This is a genomic window from Variovorax glacialis, assembly GCF_051216375.1.
GTDB lineage: Bacteria > Pseudomonadota > Gammaproteobacteria > Burkholderiales > Burkholderiaceae_C > Variovorax.
In genome coordinates this window covers 1-14,730 of sequence record NZ_JBPJZT010000028.1, presented here as the reverse complement: position 1 = coordinate 14,730, position 14,730 = coordinate 1, and the positions used below count along the sequence as shown (strand labels likewise).

The 14,730-nt window shown below is 64.3% G+C and carries 15 protein-coding genes; 13 read left to right on the top strand and 2 right to left on the bottom strand.

The features are described from left to right. Nucleotides 1-25 precede the first annotated feature (25 nt). From ACSFBL_RS33395 to ACSFBL_RS33335, 13 genes are read left to right on the top strand one after another with little or no spacing between them, the layout of a single operon-like run. Nucleotides 26-3,214: a phage tail tape measure protein gene (locus tag ACSFBL_RS33395; protein ID WP_435520109.1), complete on the top strand. Its 3,189-nt coding sequence runs from the start codon at nt 26-28 to the stop codon at nt 3,212-3,214. Further along, nucleotides 3,211-3,804, top strand: coding sequence for a DUF2460 domain-containing protein (locus ACSFBL_RS33390; protein ID WP_435520108.1), 594 nt, complete (start codon nt 3,211-3,213; stop codon nt 3,802-3,804). Before ACSFBL_RS33395 ends, ACSFBL_RS33390 begins: the two co-directional genes overlap by 4 nt. Next, nucleotides 3,801-4,781, top strand: coding sequence for a baseplate hub domain-containing protein (locus ACSFBL_RS33385; RefSeq protein ID WP_435520107.1), 981 nt, complete (start codon nt 3,801-3,803; stop codon nt 4,779-4,781). Before ACSFBL_RS33390 ends, ACSFBL_RS33385 begins: the two co-directional genes overlap by 4 nt. Further along, entirely contained in the window at nt 4,778-5,218 is a 441-nt protein-coding gene (locus tag ACSFBL_RS33380; RefSeq protein WP_435520106.1) for a C40 family peptidase, read from the top strand. The genes ACSFBL_RS33385 and ACSFBL_RS33380 overlap by 4 nt, the downstream gene beginning before the upstream one ends. Continuing rightward, nucleotides 5,215-8,019: a GTA baseplate fiber-binding domain-containing protein gene (locus ACSFBL_RS33375; RefSeq protein ID WP_435520105.1), complete on the top strand. Its 2,805-nt coding sequence runs from the start codon at nt 5,215-5,217 to the stop codon at nt 8,017-8,019. The genes ACSFBL_RS33380 and ACSFBL_RS33375 overlap by 4 nt, the downstream gene beginning before the upstream one ends. After that, a complete protein-coding gene (locus ACSFBL_RS33370; RefSeq protein ID WP_435520104.1) occupies nt 8,019-9,014 on the top strand; it encodes a DUF2793 domain-containing protein in 996 nt (331 codons plus the stop codon). The genes ACSFBL_RS33375 and ACSFBL_RS33370 overlap by 1 nt, the downstream gene beginning before the upstream one ends. After that, nucleotides 9,011-9,919 carry an arabinofuranosidase catalytic domain-containing protein gene (locus tag ACSFBL_RS33365; RefSeq protein ID WP_435520103.1) on the top strand — a complete coding sequence of 303 codons (909 nt, stop codon included), beginning with the start codon at nt 9,011-9,013 and terminating at the stop codon, nt 9,917-9,919. Before ACSFBL_RS33370 ends, ACSFBL_RS33365 begins: the two co-directional genes overlap by 4 nt. 32 nt (nt 9,920-9,951) lie before the next feature. Beyond that, nucleotides 9,952-10,170 carry a hypothetical protein gene (locus ACSFBL_RS33360; protein WP_435520102.1) on the top strand — a complete coding sequence of 73 codons (219 nt, stop codon included), beginning with the start codon at nt 9,952-9,954 and terminating at the stop codon, nt 10,168-10,170. Then, nucleotides 10,167-10,388 carry a hypothetical protein gene (locus ACSFBL_RS33355; RefSeq protein WP_435520101.1) on the top strand — a complete coding sequence of 74 codons (222 nt, stop codon included), beginning with the start codon at nt 10,167-10,169 and terminating at the stop codon, nt 10,386-10,388. Before ACSFBL_RS33360 ends, ACSFBL_RS33355 begins: the two co-directional genes overlap by 4 nt. Then, nucleotides 10,385-10,867 carry a glycoside hydrolase family 108 protein gene (locus ACSFBL_RS33350; RefSeq protein ID WP_435520100.1) on the top strand — a complete coding sequence of 161 codons (483 nt, stop codon included), beginning with the start codon at nt 10,385-10,387 and terminating at the stop codon, nt 10,865-10,867. The genes ACSFBL_RS33355 and ACSFBL_RS33350 overlap by 4 nt, the downstream gene beginning before the upstream one ends. A gap of 2 nt (nt 10,868-10,869) precedes the next feature. Next, on the top strand, nt 10,870-11,259 hold the full coding sequence (locus ACSFBL_RS33345; RefSeq protein WP_435520099.1) for a holin family protein: 390 nt from the start codon (nt 10,870-10,872) through the stop codon (nt 11,257-11,259). After that, a complete protein-coding gene (locus tag ACSFBL_RS33340; RefSeq protein ID WP_435520098.1) occupies nt 11,256-11,681 on the top strand; it encodes a GNAT family N-acetyltransferase in 426 nt (141 codons plus the stop codon). Before ACSFBL_RS33345 ends, ACSFBL_RS33340 begins: the two co-directional genes overlap by 4 nt. Continuing rightward, nucleotides 11,678-12,835 (top strand): hypothetical protein, encoded by a 1,158-nt coding sequence (locus tag ACSFBL_RS33335; protein ID WP_435520097.1) that lies wholly within the window; start codon nt 11,678-11,680, stop codon nt 12,833-12,835. The genes ACSFBL_RS33340 and ACSFBL_RS33335 overlap by 4 nt, the downstream gene beginning before the upstream one ends. 543 nt (nt 12,836-13,378) lie before the next feature. Here the strand turns inward: ACSFBL_RS33335 and ACSFBL_RS33330 are convergent. Both ACSFBL_RS33330 and ACSFBL_RS33325 read right to left on the bottom strand, forming a co-directional pair. Next, nucleotides 13,379-13,636 carry a hypothetical protein gene (locus ACSFBL_RS33330; protein WP_435520096.1) on the bottom strand — a complete coding sequence of 86 codons (258 nt, stop codon included), beginning with the start codon at nt 13,634-13,636 and terminating at the stop codon, nt 13,379-13,381. Nucleotides 13,637-13,653: 17 nt separating this feature from the next. After that, nucleotides 13,654-14,598 carry a hypothetical protein gene (locus tag ACSFBL_RS33325; protein WP_435520095.1) on the bottom strand — a complete coding sequence of 315 codons (945 nt, stop codon included), beginning with the start codon at nt 14,596-14,598 and terminating at the stop codon, nt 13,654-13,656. Between the last annotated feature and the right edge of the window lie 132 nt (nt 14,599-14,730).

Here is a 14,730-nt window from a genome sequence, read left to right as displayed (position 1 = left end):
ACGAATGGCCGGCACAAAAGCACAGTTGGAGTTCACCGCCGACGCATCCGGGGTAAAGGCCGGCGTCGATCAGGCGAAGCGCTCCCTGGCTGACCTCGGGGCGGCTGCCGTCTCTGAGGGCAAGAAGGCGGCCGACGGGCTCGCCGGCATCGGTAAGGGTGGGGAGGTCGCGGCGTCCAAGGTGGAGGCCACCACCAAGAATCTGCAGGCTTCGCTGCAGCGCTACATCGCATCCTTGGAGACGGGGAAAAAGACGGGCGCTGACTTCATTGAAAGCGTTGCCCGCCAGCGCGGGGCCAACGTCGACGCGCTGAAGCCGCTGATCGACCAAGCCCGTCAACTTGAAGCGCAGATCAAGAAGACCACTGCGGCGACGATCGATTTCTCCAAGGTCACGACTTCGCTCGGCGCAAGCAACACGCTTGCTGGCGCGACCACGTCGCTGGGCGCGACCAATTTTGAGAAGCCGTCCGCCAGCGTTCCGATTCCCGCCATCCCTGTGCCGGTGATTCCGCCTGCGGCAATCGCTGGCGTTGAAACCTACACAAAGAGCGTCAAGCAATTGGCGATGCAGCACCAGATCGCCGCGGTGCAGGTCAAGGACTTCTTCGAGCAGGTCGTTTCGGGCGGCTCGCCGCTGCGCGCGTTCGCCCTGCAGGGCGCCGCGGTCGTTTCGAACTACGGCGGTGTCGGCAACACATTCCGCGCGCTCACCAGCCTGATCACGCCCATGCGTGTTGCGATTGGTGGCGCTGTGGCCGTCGTCAGCGCTCTCGCGGTGGCGATGCATGAAGGGGCGCAAGAGTCGACCGCCTACGCCAAGGCTCTGATCCTGACCGGCAACAGCATCGGCAAGACGACCGACCAGTTGCGCGAGCAGGCGGCCATCATTGCGAAGACCACCGGCACCCAGGGCGACGCAGCCGAAGCGCTCGCGGCGCTGGCTCAGAGCGGGAAGATTGCAGCCGGCTCCATGGGTGATGTCGGCGCCGCCGTCGTCTCCATGAATCGCGTGCTCGGAACGTCGGTGGACAAGGCCGTCGACGTCTTCGAGAAGTTGGCCGATGAGCCAGCGAAGGCGTCTGCAAAGCTCAACGAGCAGATGCACTACCTGAACCTGACGACCTACGAGCGCATCCGCGCGCTCGAGGAGCAGGGAGATAAGGAGGCCGCTGCGGCTCTGGCGCAAACCACCTACGCCAACGCAACCACGACCCGGCTTGGCCAGGTCGAACAGCAGGCCGGTGTTCTCGTCAAGGCCTGGCGCGCGCTCGCCCACGACGCCAAGGATGCGTGGGACATGATGATGGGCCTCGGCCGGCCCCAGACGCCGGGCGAAGCGCTCGCGGCTGCACAAAAGTCGCTCGACGAGAAGCGCTCGCGCGGCCCGCTCAACAGCCTCACCTCCGACTCCTACGAAAAGGGACTCGCCGCTGCACAGCAGAAGGTCACGGACCTGTCGCGCAAGGCCCTCCGGGAACAGGAAAACGCCGACGCCGAAGGCCAGCGCGCGCGGGATCAGTCCGCCAAGATCTCCGCCTCCGACCGGATCAAGACCCTGTCCGACGAGGTGCGCACGAATGCCGACAAGCGCAAGAAGGCGCTCGCCGATCTCGACCGTGACTTCAAGACGCTCGGCAAGTCCACGAGCGGCCCGGAATACGACAAGCTCGTTGCCAACATCAACGACAAGTTCAAGGACCCGAAGGGGGCTCAGGGTAAGGCGTTCACCGACGACGCCGGCACGAAGATGCTCGAGAACCTGCGTCAGCAGCAGGCGTCGCTCAAGGAGCAACTAGAGACCGACGACAAGCTCACCGACTCCGAAAAGGAGCGCGCGAAGTTCGCCCAGTTGATCGCGGACCTCAAGACCAAGGGCACGCTGACGGCGGATCAGAAGAGCCTGCTTGCCTCTCAGGCGTCGATCAAGGCGCAACTTGACATCAACGTCGAGATTGCCAAACAGGTCGAATTGAAGAAGGCTGCGGCCAAGCTCGACGAGAAGGCCAAGAGGGATGCCGAGGAGTTCGCTCGCCAGGTCGAAGGCATCAACATTTCGATTGCGTCGTCCAACGACAGCCGCAAGGATCAGCAGGACCGCGCACTCGGAGCCTTCGGCCTCGGGGACCGCGCGCGCCAGGAAGTCGAAGCGCAGCGCTCGATCCGCAAGGAATACGAGAACTACAAAAAGCAACTCACCAAGGATGCGGCCGAGAAGAACCAACTCGGTTCCGACGCCTACAAGGATGAGGTCGCAAAGATTCAGGCCGCGCTCGACGATGCGCTCAAGAGCCAGCAGGAATACTTCGATGCCCTGAAGCAGAAGCGCGAGGACTGGACGAACGGTGCGACCACCGCGCTCGCGAACTACATCGACTACGTCAACGACGCGGCGAATCGCGCCCAGCAACTCACCGGCAGCTTGCTCAGCGGCGTGACGGATGGCGTCACCGGCCTTCTGATGGGCGACAAGGGGTCGTCGTGGAAGGACATGGGCAAGAAGATCTATGAACAGATCGCCCGCGGCATCGTTGAGCAGCAGATCACCAAGCCGTTCGCTCAACTTCTGCAAGGCCAACTCGGGGACAAGGATTCCATTCTTTCCAAGGTGTTCGGCGGTCTGACGAGCAACAAGGAAACCGGCGAAAGCTGGCTCGGCGCCCTCGGCCTCGGTGGTAAGAGTGGCGGCGATGGTGCTGCTGCTGCATCCACCGCCTCACTGGCTACCAGCGCCGCAGGGGCCACGGCTTCCATCTCCGCTCTCGCTGCTGCGGCGGCTGCTGCTGCGGCGGCCATGGGTGGCGCGTCCATCAGTAGCGCCCTGACCGTCGCCAACGGCGTCGGCGCATCTGGCGGCGACGCCCTCGGCTCGCTGATCAAGGGGATGGGCTGGTCTGAAGGCGGCTACACGGGCGAAGGCTCAAAGATGCAGCCGGCCGGCATCGTCCACGCTGGCGAGTACGTCATCAATGCCGAGAACACAAAGAAGCTCGGGACCGGCTTCCTTGATCGCTTGAACCGGCGCGGCTACGCGAATGGCGGCTATGTCGGCGCCATCGCTGGCGGCAACCTTCAAGCGACGAACGCCCCGGCGCAGGGCGGAGGGAACACCTACATCACCGTTCCGGTGACTGGGCAAGTAGACCGCCGCACTCGCGAACAGATCGCCTCTGACATCTCCATTCAACAGCGCAACGCGAGGCGGTTCGCATGACGTTCATCAATCAGCGTCTCACCTCTCAAGTGGAGCGGGGGTTTAAGGGCGGCCCTCAGTGGAACACCCTCATCACACCGATGGCTGGCGATACCGAGGCCCGGAACGCCGAATGGTCGATGCCGCACATGAAGTTTGAGGCCGACTACACCGTCATGAATCCGACGCAGCAGAACGAGGTTCGAACTGCGTTCATGAGTCTGCGCGGGCGCCGGGACTCCATGCGCTTCAAGGACTGGTCGGACTACCTCTGCGCCGATGAGGCGCTCGGCACGGGGGATGGCACGACCACGCCGCGCCAACTTCGAAAGTACTACACGTTCGGCTCGGCCACGCTCGCGCGCGACATCCTGCTTCCGATCGCTGCGACCGTGGTCGTCAAAGCCAACGGAGTGCCAATCACGGTCACCGCCAACGACCAGACCGGCATGCTGACGCCTTCGTCTGCGTGGCCGTCTGGTCAGGCCCTGACCGTCTCTTGTCAATTTGACGTGCGGGTGCGGTTCGGCCAGGACTACTACCCATTCACGCTGCCTGATCAGCGCATCGCAACCGTCTCCATTGACCTGGTGGAGGCCATCACGCCATGAGCGGCAGTCGCACCATTCCCTCTGCTCTGCTGACGCACCTGCAGAGCAATACCACGTCCCTGACGGTCCTGATCAAGATCCAGCCGCGCTCGCCCCAGTACGCCGCCTTCGGCATCACGAAGCTCGACCGCGACGTGACCTACAACGACGGCACGGGCTCGCTGACCTACTCGGCGGCCATCGGCATGGTGCCGGCCGAGTTGCGCTCTCAGTCGTCCATGGAGGTCGGAAACAGCGAGTTCAAGCACCTGCTTCCGCAGTTCTCGGTGCTCGTGAATGAAGACCTGATCCGCGCGGGCGTCTATGACTATGCCTGGTACACGGTCTACGTCGTCAATTACGAAGACCTGACGTCCGGCCGCCATTGGATTCCACCGGCCGGCTTCGGCCAGGTCGGGCGCCTGAGCGTCGATGACCGCGGCCTGTCGTTCATGATGGAACTGACCGACCTCGCGAAGCTGCTGAAGCAATCGGTCGTCGAGAACTACAGCCTGACCTGCCGCGCCATCTTCGGCAGCCAGCCGATCGGCACGGGCGGCGGGGTTGTCGAGCAGAAGTATTCCTGCGGGTTCGACGCCTCGACGCTGTGGACGGCCACGAAGACCGTCACGGGCGTGGGCGCCGAGTCGAATCGCACGTTCACCGCGTCCGCTCTCGGGCTCGCGGCAAACATCTGCGTGCCCGGCATGGTCAAGTGGCTGACCGGCAACAACGCCGGCCGGCAGGAGATGGTCGAGTCGCAGGACGCGAGCGGCAACATCTCGACGAAGTTCGAACTGCCTTTCCCGGTGCAGGTCGGCGACACGTTCACCATCCGCTCGGACTGCACGAAGTGGAAGGACGGCGCCAACGGGTGCAAGGCGCATTTCGGCGGCACCGAGTGGAAGCGCCATTACCGCGGCGAGCCACTGATCAAGATTGGCGACGCCGACTCCAACGCCACGCCAGGCGCAACCATCGGGACGGGCTCGGCGTGAGCGCGCTCGTTCAAGCAGCGCGCCGATACAAGGGCGTGCCGTGGCGCCACTGTGGGCGCTCGGTCACTGGCATGGACTGCGCGGGCCTTCCGTGGCTTGCCTATGCCGACTGCGGCGTCTCGCTCCCTGATCGCCGCCGCTACGGGCGCGACCCCTTCAATAACGGCCTCATGGATGCGGTCGTCGAAGCGCTCGGCGATCCGGTCTGGTCGGGCGAGAAGGGCGCTTGCGTGCGCTCGATGCTCCAGCCGGGCGACGTCCTCGTCATGTCGCCGGCCAGCCGCCCCCGTCACCTGGGCATCGTCGGCGACGACGAGATGCACGGGCTCTCTCTGATCCACGCCGACAGCACCCCGGGCGTGATGTGTGTTGCGGAAATCGGCATGGATGACTTCTTCGTGCGCCAGATCGTTTGCGTCTTCCGGAGGCCCGTATGAGCACGAGGTCACTGGTTACCGTCGCTGGCGGCCTGATCGGCGCGTATTTCGGCTATCCGCAGCTCGGTCTTGTGCTGGGTGGGCTGATCGGCAGCGCCGTCGACCCGGCAACGGTGCAGGGCCCGGCCATCAACGAAGTGGCCGTCCAGACGCAGGCCGAGGGCGTGCCGCGGATCATCCCCTACGGCACGGTCATGTGCATCGGGAACGTGATCCAGAACGGCCCGCTGATCAAGACCACGGAATCGAGCACGCAGGGCAAGGGCGGCACGTCGGTTGAGACGCCTACCGCTTACCGCACCTTCGCCATCGGCATCTGTGAGGGTCCGATCGCCGGCATGCTGCGCGTGTGGGAGGACAACAAGCTCGTCTACGACATGCGGCCGGGCTCCCTCATGGTGGCCGAGTCCACCAAGTGGATGTCGAACAAGTTCTTGCGCACGGGTGGCGAGGATCAGGAGCCCGATCCCTTCCTCGCATTCATCGACCCCGAGACGCCGGCCTACCGCGGTACGGCCTTGCTCACGTTCGTGCTGGAGGATCAGACCGACCGCGGCGGCAGCTTCAAGCAGTACCGATTCGAGGTCGCCAAGGCGCTGAGTTCCCTTCCGCTGACGGTTGTTCCGGCTTCCGGCTCCGGCCGTCTCGGCACCGGCAATGGAGCCATCAACGGCCCGACCACGCCAGGCCAAGGCGGCGGCGCGACACTCGCCACTGGCGTTTCTCAGAGCGTTTCGTGTGCGCTTGGCAGCCCGACGCAACTCCAAAACGGCGCTGCGTATCTGGCGCAGTGGCGCTTTCAGGCACGCGGCGTTGGCATGAATTTGACGGCTTGGCTGAAGATCGGAGGCGTCCAAGTGTGGAGCACCCCGGTTCTGCTGACCGATGGGCAGTTTGTTCTGCATCGCGTACAGATCAACCATGCAGCCGACGGCGTGACAATGGTCGAGATCGGATTCACGGCCAACGGGGCCTCGAACAGTCAGGGCTATTTCAGCTTCGGCGTCGATCAACTGAGCGTCAGCGGCTACGCCGCCTATGCCGTGTCGGGAACGCCCCCGCTTTACTACGAGTCGGCCAACGTACTGTTCGGCGTTCTCACGGATGGCAGCACGCTCTATTCGGCGGGCGCGGTGCCGAGCGGATTGGGCTATACCACCGACTGGGGGCCAGCCACCTTCGCGCAGAACGTAGGCGCGCCGACCACGCTTGGCGCCATCGTGGGCGACATCCACCAGCGCTGCGGGGTCGCCGCTTCGCTCTACGACGTCCTCGAACTGACGGACCAGGTTGCCGGCTTCAGCATCGCGGGCGCGTACACCGGGGCCGATGCGATCAATGCCCTGCGCGCCATCTACATGTTCGACAAGTCGGACCATGACGGCAAGCTCTGGTATCCGAAGCGGGGCAAGGCTGTCGCCAAGACGCTGACTATCGCCGACCTGACCGAAGTCCCGGACACGACGCAGCGCGAGCAGGCGGGCGAGATCCCGTACAAGATCAACCTCAAGTACCAGCACGCAGCCAGCGGCTACGCGCAACCGAAGGCCACGGCGCCGAACACGCCAAGCCCGGACCGCCGCACCACGGGCGAGGTCACCATGGCGACTGCCGTCGTTCTCGACGAGAACCAGGCGGCGCAGGCTGTGGACAAGATCTACAAGATCACGCTGGCCGAAGCGAACGGGACGACGGAGTTGTCCGTGCCGATCGCGGTCGCTGCGGACCTGGCGGACGCGGATTGCGTCGGGCTCTACCTGCGTGGCCGGACTTCCCGCCTGCGCATCGAGCAGAGCGCTTTCAGCGACTGGACGGTCAAGTTCACGCTGAGGGCTGACCGGCAGAGCGCCTACACGTCCGCCGTCACCGGCATCCCGATTCCGCTGCCAACGCTGCCGCCTTCCACCATCGTGGGCGCTACGCAACTGGCCGTCATGGACATCCCGGCGCGCACCGACAGCGAGGACGACTTGAGTGTCATGGTGGGCGTGTCGAGCGCCAATGCCGCATGGTATGGCGCGCAGCTTCAGCGCAGCACCGATGGCGGCGCTTCGTACTCCAACCTGCTGCAGATCGACTCCGCTACGGTCATGGGCACGTTGCTTGCCGATGTGCCGGCCGCTTCGACCCACTACACCGACCGCACGAATTCGGTGAAGGTGAAGCTGACGCGCGCCGGGCAGACGCTGGACACCCTCACGGACGCGCAGTTCCTGTCGGGGCAGGGCGGCTTCGCGTTGCAAAAGGCTGACGGCACCTGGGAGGTGATGCAGTACCGCGACGCGCACCTTGAGCTGGATGGCTCGTTCACGCTCACCATGCTGCACCGAGGCCGTCTGCATTCGGTCGGCGCCGCGCACACGACCGGCGCGACGTTCGTGCTGCTGGCAACGGCGACGCATACGACCGTTCCGGCGTCCGCGCTGGGCATCGGGCTGACGCACCAGGCCGTGAGCCTCGGGGATTCGGCCGACAACACCACCAACGACACCACGATCACGTATGCCGGCAAGTCGCAGACCGAGTGGCCCGTTGCGTCCTTCGTGCTCTCGCGCAGCGGCAACATCGTCACGGCATCGTGGGCGCCGCGTCACCGCTTTGGCTCGGATGACTGGCCTGTGGCCTCTGTCAACTTCCAGGGCTTCCGCGTGACGATCGTTGGCACCTCGACAGTGACCTTCGACCAGGCCGCAAGCACCTTCACCTACGACGTTTCTGCCATCGGCGGAAGCGTGACCGTCTCCGTCAGCGCCATCAACCGCATCACGGGCGCCGGCCCGTCCACGTCCGGGACCATCTAATGAGCACTCCAATCCTTCCCTTTGCCGTGTGGCTCTCTGGAACGAACCAGAACAGCATTCCGGCCAACGACAACAGCCTGCGCAATCAGATCCTGAACGGCAACGTCATCAGCCAGGCCGTCACTGCGCAGCCTGCGAGTCCGACCGACGGCGACATCTACATCATCGCCGCGACGCATACCGGCGCGCAGTGGGCCGGCTTCACGCCGAAAGACCTCGCCATCTACAGCGGCGGCACCTGGTACGCCTTCGCGCCAGTGGCCGGCGTGACGGTCAACGTCGCCGGGTCGCTCTACTCCTACCAGTCGGGAGCATGGACTGCGGCAGGCGGAACGTTCACGGGCGGCACGCTGAGCAGCGCATTGAACGAGGCGCCGACCGTCACCATTGCATCGTCGGCCACGCCGGCCATCGGCGCGGCAGCGGGCAACAGCATCTCGCTTACCGGCACAACCACGGTGACAGGCTTTGACACGATCGCCGCGGGGGCGTTCCGGCGCGTGATCTTCGCGGGCGTGCTCACCCTCACGCACAACGCAACGAGCCTGATCCTGCCGACCGGCGCGAACATCACCACCGCAGCCGGCGACGTGGCCGAATTCCTGTCGCTCGGCTCGGGAAACTGGCGTTGTGTTGCCTACACGCGGGCCGATGGCTCGTCGCTGTCGGGCCTCTCGCGCTCGCCAAACGTCCAGGCTGTCACGTCCTCGGCGACGGTCACGCCGACGTTCTCCAATGACGCCGTGAAGATCACCGCGCAGGCGGCCGGCCTGACCTTGGCGAACCCCACCGGCACGGCCATCGACATGCTCGGCATGGTGATCCGCATCAAGGACAACGGCACGGCGCGCGCCATCAGCTACGGCACGCAGTACCGCGCGCTTGGCATCACGTTGCCGACGACCACGGTCATCAGCAAGACCACCTACATCGCCATGGTCTACAACAGCGACGACACGAAATGGGACTGCGTGGCGACGGGGACTGAGCCATGATGCCGTTCGCCGTGATGCGCCTGAAGGCGTCCGGGGGTGGCGGCGGCGGGACGCTCGGGATCGACTCTTATGCGACCGGCGTCACCGGCCTGCATGCGCTCAAGCGGAAGTGGACGGGCTACGCTGGCTCGTGCATCCGCATCCGCCGATCCTCCGACAACACCGAGCAAGACATCGGTTTCGTTTCCGGAGCGATCGATGCGGCGGTTGATTCGTCGGCCGCCCAAACCTTCTGCGGAGCCGGCGACGGCTTCGTCACGAAGATCTACGACCAGAGCGGAAACGGCAACAACTGGGCTCAAGCGACGAACGCCAAGCAGGCGCGATGCGTCGCCTCGGGCGTCTGGGATGGGTTCGTGCGCTTCGACGGAAGCGACGACACGATGCAATCGGTCAACAACAGCGGCACGGTTGCTGTCTACAACCTTTGTCTGATGGCAGTACCGCGCAATGTTGCAAGCGGTTCCGCGAAGGTGATGGTTGCGCGCGGCACCATCGGTGCTTCTGGACAGAATGCGTGCGCATGGGCGTTTGACACCGCTGCCGGCTTTGGCTGGAACTTGCAGAACTATTTGAGCCAAGGCACGAACTACTTCCGCAACGGCTACAGCACGACCAAGGGACCAACTGTCAGCAGTTCTCGCTGGATGGCTTGGGACTACACGCAAACGACGGTAGCCAATCAGGCCAAGCTGTATCAGGGCTCCACCGTCCAAACGATCGATACCAATTTTACTAGCGGGACGATCTCGACCTCCACCATCGGCACGGTCCAAAAATGGGATCTGGCGTCCGGTGCGGGCACCTCCGGTTGGTGTGACCTCAATTGGTTTGCCGACATCCTCATCGAAGGCTCTGTCTCGGACGCAAACAAGGCGGCCATGCAGACGATTCTCGAACGCTGACCCCCCATGACATCCACCACAAAGGCCCGCCCATGAAGCCCTACCTCTGGAACGTGCTCGTCGCGTTCGATCAACTCTTTAACGCGCTGCTCGCGGGCGACCCCGACATGACGATCTCGGGGCGCATGGGTCGCGCCGTCGCCGAGGGCCGCTGCATGGCGTGCCGCGCCGTGTGCTGGCTGCTCGATCGGGTCGACGCCGGGCACTGTGCCAGGGCGAACGCCAATGAGGCGGACGAGGGGCGCGCATGAGCGAGGACGTCAACATGCCGGCCGCCAAGGTAATCAGCCTGTGGGCGGTGATCGGCATCACCTCTTGGACCGAGGCCGCGGCCTTCGCCGGCTTCCTGTACTCCATGTTGCTGATCGGCGAGTGGCTGTGGAAAAAGATCGGCCGGCCCTTCGCCGAGCGGCGCGGGTGGGTAAAGCCACGCAACCGGCCAGATACCGACTTCGGGAGCCTGCGATGAACTTCGATCAAGCCTTTGACCGCCTACTCGGACACGAGGGCGGATATTCGTTCAGCCCGTCCGACCCGGGCGGGGAGACGATGTGGGGCGTGACTGCGGTTGTCGCGCGCGCCAACGGCTACGCGGGCGCGATGAAGCAACTGCCGCGCGACACCGCGAAGGCGATCTACCAGCGCAAGTATTGGGACGCCATCCAGGCCGACAAACTGCCCGAGGCGCTGCGCTTCGACGTCTTCGATGCCGCGGTGAACTCCGGTGTGTCGCAGGCCGTGAAGTGGCTGCAGCGCATCGCGGGCGTCGGCGACGACGGGGTGATCGGCCCGATGACCCTGAATGCAGCCTCGAAGCTCGACGGCAACGCAGCGGCAGCGGCCTACAGCGGCGTCCGGCTCGACTTCATGACCAGCCTGCCGACCTGGGGCGCCTACGGGCGCGGCTGGGCCCGGCGCATCGCCTCCAATCTACAAGCGAAGGTGTGACCATGGCACTCGACGTAACGGGAATCGGCGCGGTCGCAGACCTCGCCACCACGGTCGTCAACAAGATTTGGCCCGACAAGTCCGAGGAGGAGCGCGCGCAACTCGCGGCGGCCGTCCAACTCGTTCAGGGCCAACTCGAAATCAACAAGGTGGAGGCGGCGAGCGCCAGCACCTTCGTGGCTGGCTGGCGCCCGTTCATTGGCTGGACGTGCGGCGTCGCCTTTGCGTACAAGTTCGTGCTGGCGCCGGTTGCCGCGCTGGCGCTGACCGTTGCCGGCCACCCGATCACGCTGCCGGCGCTGGACTTCGGCGAGATGATGCCGATCCTGTTCGGCATGCTCGGCTTGGGTGCCATGCGCTCATTCGAGAAGGTCAAGGGCGTAGCCAAATGATCTCCGTCCAGGCCGTCAACGCCACAGACCCCAAGGTCGCGGCGCTGCTGACGTTCCTGCAACTGTCCACGCTCACGGGCGACGAGCCCTACGACGTCGCCGACGGCCATTGGTGGATCGCCTACGAGGGCGAGTTGCCGATCGGGTTCGCCGGCCTCGTCCAGTCCTCGCGCTGGTGCGACGCGGGCTACCTGTGCCGTTCCGGCGTCCTTCGATCCCACCGCGGCAAGGGCTTGCAGAAGCGGCTCCTCCGCGTCCGTGAAGCCAAGGCCAAGCGCCTCGGCTGGAACTGGCTCATCTCCGACACCTACAAGAACCCGCCGAGCGCGAACAGCCTCATCGCATGCGGGTTCAAGACCTTCACCCCGTCCCGTCCTTGGGGCTTCGATGGCGCCATTTACTGGCGAAAGAAACTCTCATGACCGACCCCAATCTCCGCAGCTACGCGACCGTCCGGCAACTTGAGGTGCTGGATGCCGTCGATGCATACGGCAGCCATCGCAAGGCGGCGGAGGCGCTGGGCATCTCGCGCGGGACGGTCGCCAACACCTTCGAGAACCTGAAGAAGCGGGCGGCGCGGCAAGGGTACGCGCCCGCCAACGACATGACCCGCACCGTGCCTGATGGGTTCATGGTCAAGGGCGTGTCCACCTACTACGACAAGGAGGGCAAGCCATCGGCGCAGTGGGTGAAGTCAGCCGTTGACGCCGACCGGCAGCGCGCCATCTTCCAGGCCGCGGCTGATGCCATGGCCGAAGAACTGCCGCGCGTCGCTCCAGTGAAGGCGCCGAAGCAGGCCCGGGCGGATCTCGCCACGGTCTACACCCTGACCGATAGCCACGTAGGGGCCTTGGCGTGGCGCGACGAGGGAGGCCATGACTGGGACTTGAAGATCGCCGAGGCAACGCTTGTCGGTTGTTTCGAGCGCATGGTGATGGCCTCGCCGGACTCGCGCGTCGGCGTGGTGGCGCAACTGGGCGACTTCCTCCACCAAGACGGCGTGATGCCGGTGACGCCTACCAGCGGGCACATCCTCGATGCCGACGGCCGGTTTACAAAGGTGGTGCAGGTCGCCATCCGAGTGCTGCGTAAGGTTGTTGATCTGGCCCTCGCGAAGCACGATAAGGTTGTCGTTTTGATGGCCGAGGGAAATCACGACATCAGCTCGTCGATCTGGCTGCGGACCATGTTCGCCGCGCTCTACGAGAACGAGCCGCGCATCGAGGTCATTGACTCGCCGCTGCCGTACTACGCGATCCAGCACGGCGAAACGATGCTCTGCTGGCACCACGGCCACTTGAAGAAGAACGACCAGTTGCCGCTGCTGTTCGCCTCGCAGTTCCCGCAGATGTGGGGGCAGACGACCAAGCGGTACGCCCAGTGCGGCCACCGGCACCACGCCGAAGAGAAGGAGCATTCCGGCATGCTGGTCATCCAGCACCCCACGCTCGCGGCCCGTGACGCCTACGCGGCTCGCGGCGGCTGGATCGCGGAGCGCCAGGCGCAGGCCATCACGTTCCATACGAAGCACGGGCTGATTGAGCGCAACATCGTCACGCCTGAGATGGTGGAGTGAGCCGCAATTCAAGCAAATCGGCTCACGGAATGCAGCCTGACCCGGCTATCTTGCACTTCCCCGGGACCTGGGGCAGAGGGCTCCATTCAAGGAGATGCAGGCATGCATGCGTGAAGGGTTGATGGTGGCCGCGGAATCGAACCGCGTCAGGAATATTCGTGCACGTCACCAGTCCCGGCACCAGCGCGGACCGCCATCAAGGCTGCAACCTGAGTCGGCTCACGTCCCTTTCGAGACCCCTTGACCGCTTGGGTGGCACGAGTTGCAGCCTTGATAGCCCCCTCTCGGGGAGCCCTCATTTTCTCACGTCTCCTCAGATAGCGCCAGAGCGGCGGACAGCTTCGGAAACTGCCTTTGCGGCGTTCTCCAGATTGAAGGTCGGGTTGCCGTGGATGAACTTGACGATGGCGTCCATCTCAGGCGTGCGAGGCCGCAGCCTGCTTGTGTGTTGAGCGCAAACCATCTGCGGCTCCGTCCTGAACATGTAGCAGTGGCCGCCGTCCGGGTGCTTCTTGTGGTCGCATGTTGCGCAGTTGTTCGGGCTCATCCCTTCTCCCCCGTGGCGGAAGACCGAGAGCGAATGGCTGCGGCAGCATCGCAAAGCGCGTTCCTGCTGATGGTGGAGATGCCTCGCCAAGAATCCTCGCACACCTTCGCACAAGCAGCGCGCTCCTGCCGTGCTGCCTCTTGCCACGCATGGCGCGCAGCCTTTTCCACTGCCTCGGGGTCGTAGCTGCCGTTGAACGCATTGGCTCCAAGGCCGCGCTCCTCATCATCGTTCCACCATTCATCGAAGGTCATCGGTCATCCTTTGCTTGTCAGATACGGTCGGCGATGGATTCCGCCGACTCCCGGTAGTACGTGTCCATGAGGATCTTCATGTTCTTGTGGCGGCTGATCCGGGCCAGCGTCATCACGTCCTCGCGCCGTGACAGCCAGGTCAGAGCGCTCGCCCGGGCATCGTGGAACGTCAGGCCGTCGATCAGAAGCTCGTCCGTCATGTCCGAAAAGGTCGCGCTCGCGATGTCGGCTCGGATCGTGAATGGCCCGTACTTGGCGAACAGCGCAGCACCCTTGCGGGCAAGTGGCACCTTCACCGGTGGCGATGCCTTGCCGCTGTTCTTGTCGCGCTCCAGCACGGCCACCTTGCCAACGACCGTCGCCCCGACAATCTCACTCATGCGCATGGCTGTGTGCAGGGCGATGTGGAAAGCCCGGATGCACTGAACCTCCCGCTCGTTCCTGTTCTCCGCGCGCAAGACCCGCTTGATCAGCTGCCAAGTCCATAGCTGGTGCCTGGGCGGGTTGTGCTTGGGCATCTCCACACCCTTGTACGGGTTCACATCGATCACTTTCCAGCCGTCCACGGCCACCTGAAAGAGGTTGCGGAAGAGGTTGGATTCGCGGATGACGGTAGAGCCTGAAACCGTCTTGAGCCGGTTTTCGCAGAGGTCCGAGATCCGGTCAGAGCCGATGTCGGCAAGTTTGGTGTTCTCGCCCATGAAGGCCATGAGCTCCCCAAAGCGTCGTTCCTCCCAAGCGGCAGCGGTAGGGGCCTTCTGCTTGCTGATGGTCGTCACGTACTTGGCGGTCGCCTGCTCCAGCGTCAGCCCCTTGGACTTCTTCATGCCGTCCAACTTGGCTTCTTCCTTCAAAGCCCATTGCTGGACCTCGCGCTTGGTCGGGGCCACGAAGGATGAGCGGATGCCGTGCTTTTGGACCTCGGCTCTCCATGAGTCGCGGTACTTGCGGATGTAGGCCATTGTGCGGGATTCCTGTGCGAACGTTGTGCGGGGAACTATGTTATCCCGCACACGGTTCAACAGGGATCTACAGAGTGGACGCCGACACTGTTTCCTCGGGTTTCCCTGCATAGGTGCCCCACCACGGAAGCA

Excerpts from the sequence above, each read along its gene's own strand:
- ACSFBL_RS33345 (WP_435520099.1), top strand. The coding sequence starts at position 10,870 with ATGGCACTCGACGTAACGGGAATCGGCGCGGTCGCAGACCTCGCCACC.
- ACSFBL_RS33325 (WP_435520095.1), bottom strand. The coding sequence starts at position 14,598 with ATGGCCTACATCCGCAAGTACCGCGACTCATGGAGAGCCGAGGTCCAA.
- ACSFBL_RS33335 (WP_435520097.1), top strand. The coding sequence starts at position 11,678 with ATGACCGACCCCAATCTCCGCAGCTACGCGACCGTCCGGCAACTTGAG.
- ACSFBL_RS33350 (WP_435520100.1), top strand. The coding sequence starts at position 10,385 with ATGAACTTCGATCAAGCCTTTGACCGCCTACTCGGACACGAGGGCGGA.
- ACSFBL_RS33360 (WP_435520102.1), top strand. The coding sequence starts at position 9,952 with ATGAAGCCCTACCTCTGGAACGTGCTCGTCGCGTTCGATCAACTCTTT.
- ACSFBL_RS33370 (WP_435520104.1), top strand. The coding sequence starts at position 8,019 with ATGAGCACTCCAATCCTTCCCTTTGCCGTGTGGCTCTCTGGAACGAAC.
- ACSFBL_RS33375 (WP_435520105.1), top strand. The coding sequence starts at position 5,215 with ATGAGCACGAGGTCACTGGTTACCGTCGCTGGCGGCCTGATCGGCGCG.
- ACSFBL_RS33365 (WP_435520103.1), top strand. The coding sequence starts at position 9,011 with ATGATGCCGTTCGCCGTGATGCGCCTGAAGGCGTCCGGGGGTGGCGGC.
- ACSFBL_RS33390 (WP_435520108.1), top strand. The coding sequence starts at position 3,211 with ATGACGTTCATCAATCAGCGTCTCACCTCTCAAGTGGAGCGGGGGTTT.
- ACSFBL_RS33330 (WP_435520096.1), bottom strand. The coding sequence starts at position 13,636 with ATGACCTTCGATGAATGGTGGAACGATGATGAGGAGCGCGGCCTTGGA.
- ACSFBL_RS33355 (WP_435520101.1), top strand. The coding sequence starts at position 10,167 with ATGAGCGAGGACGTCAACATGCCGGCCGCCAAGGTAATCAGCCTGTGG.
- ACSFBL_RS33385 (WP_435520107.1), top strand. The coding sequence starts at position 3,801 with ATGAGCGGCAGTCGCACCATTCCCTCTGCTCTGCTGACGCACCTGCAG.
- ACSFBL_RS33340 (WP_435520098.1), top strand. The coding sequence starts at position 11,256 with ATGATCTCCGTCCAGGCCGTCAACGCCACAGACCCCAAGGTCGCGGCG.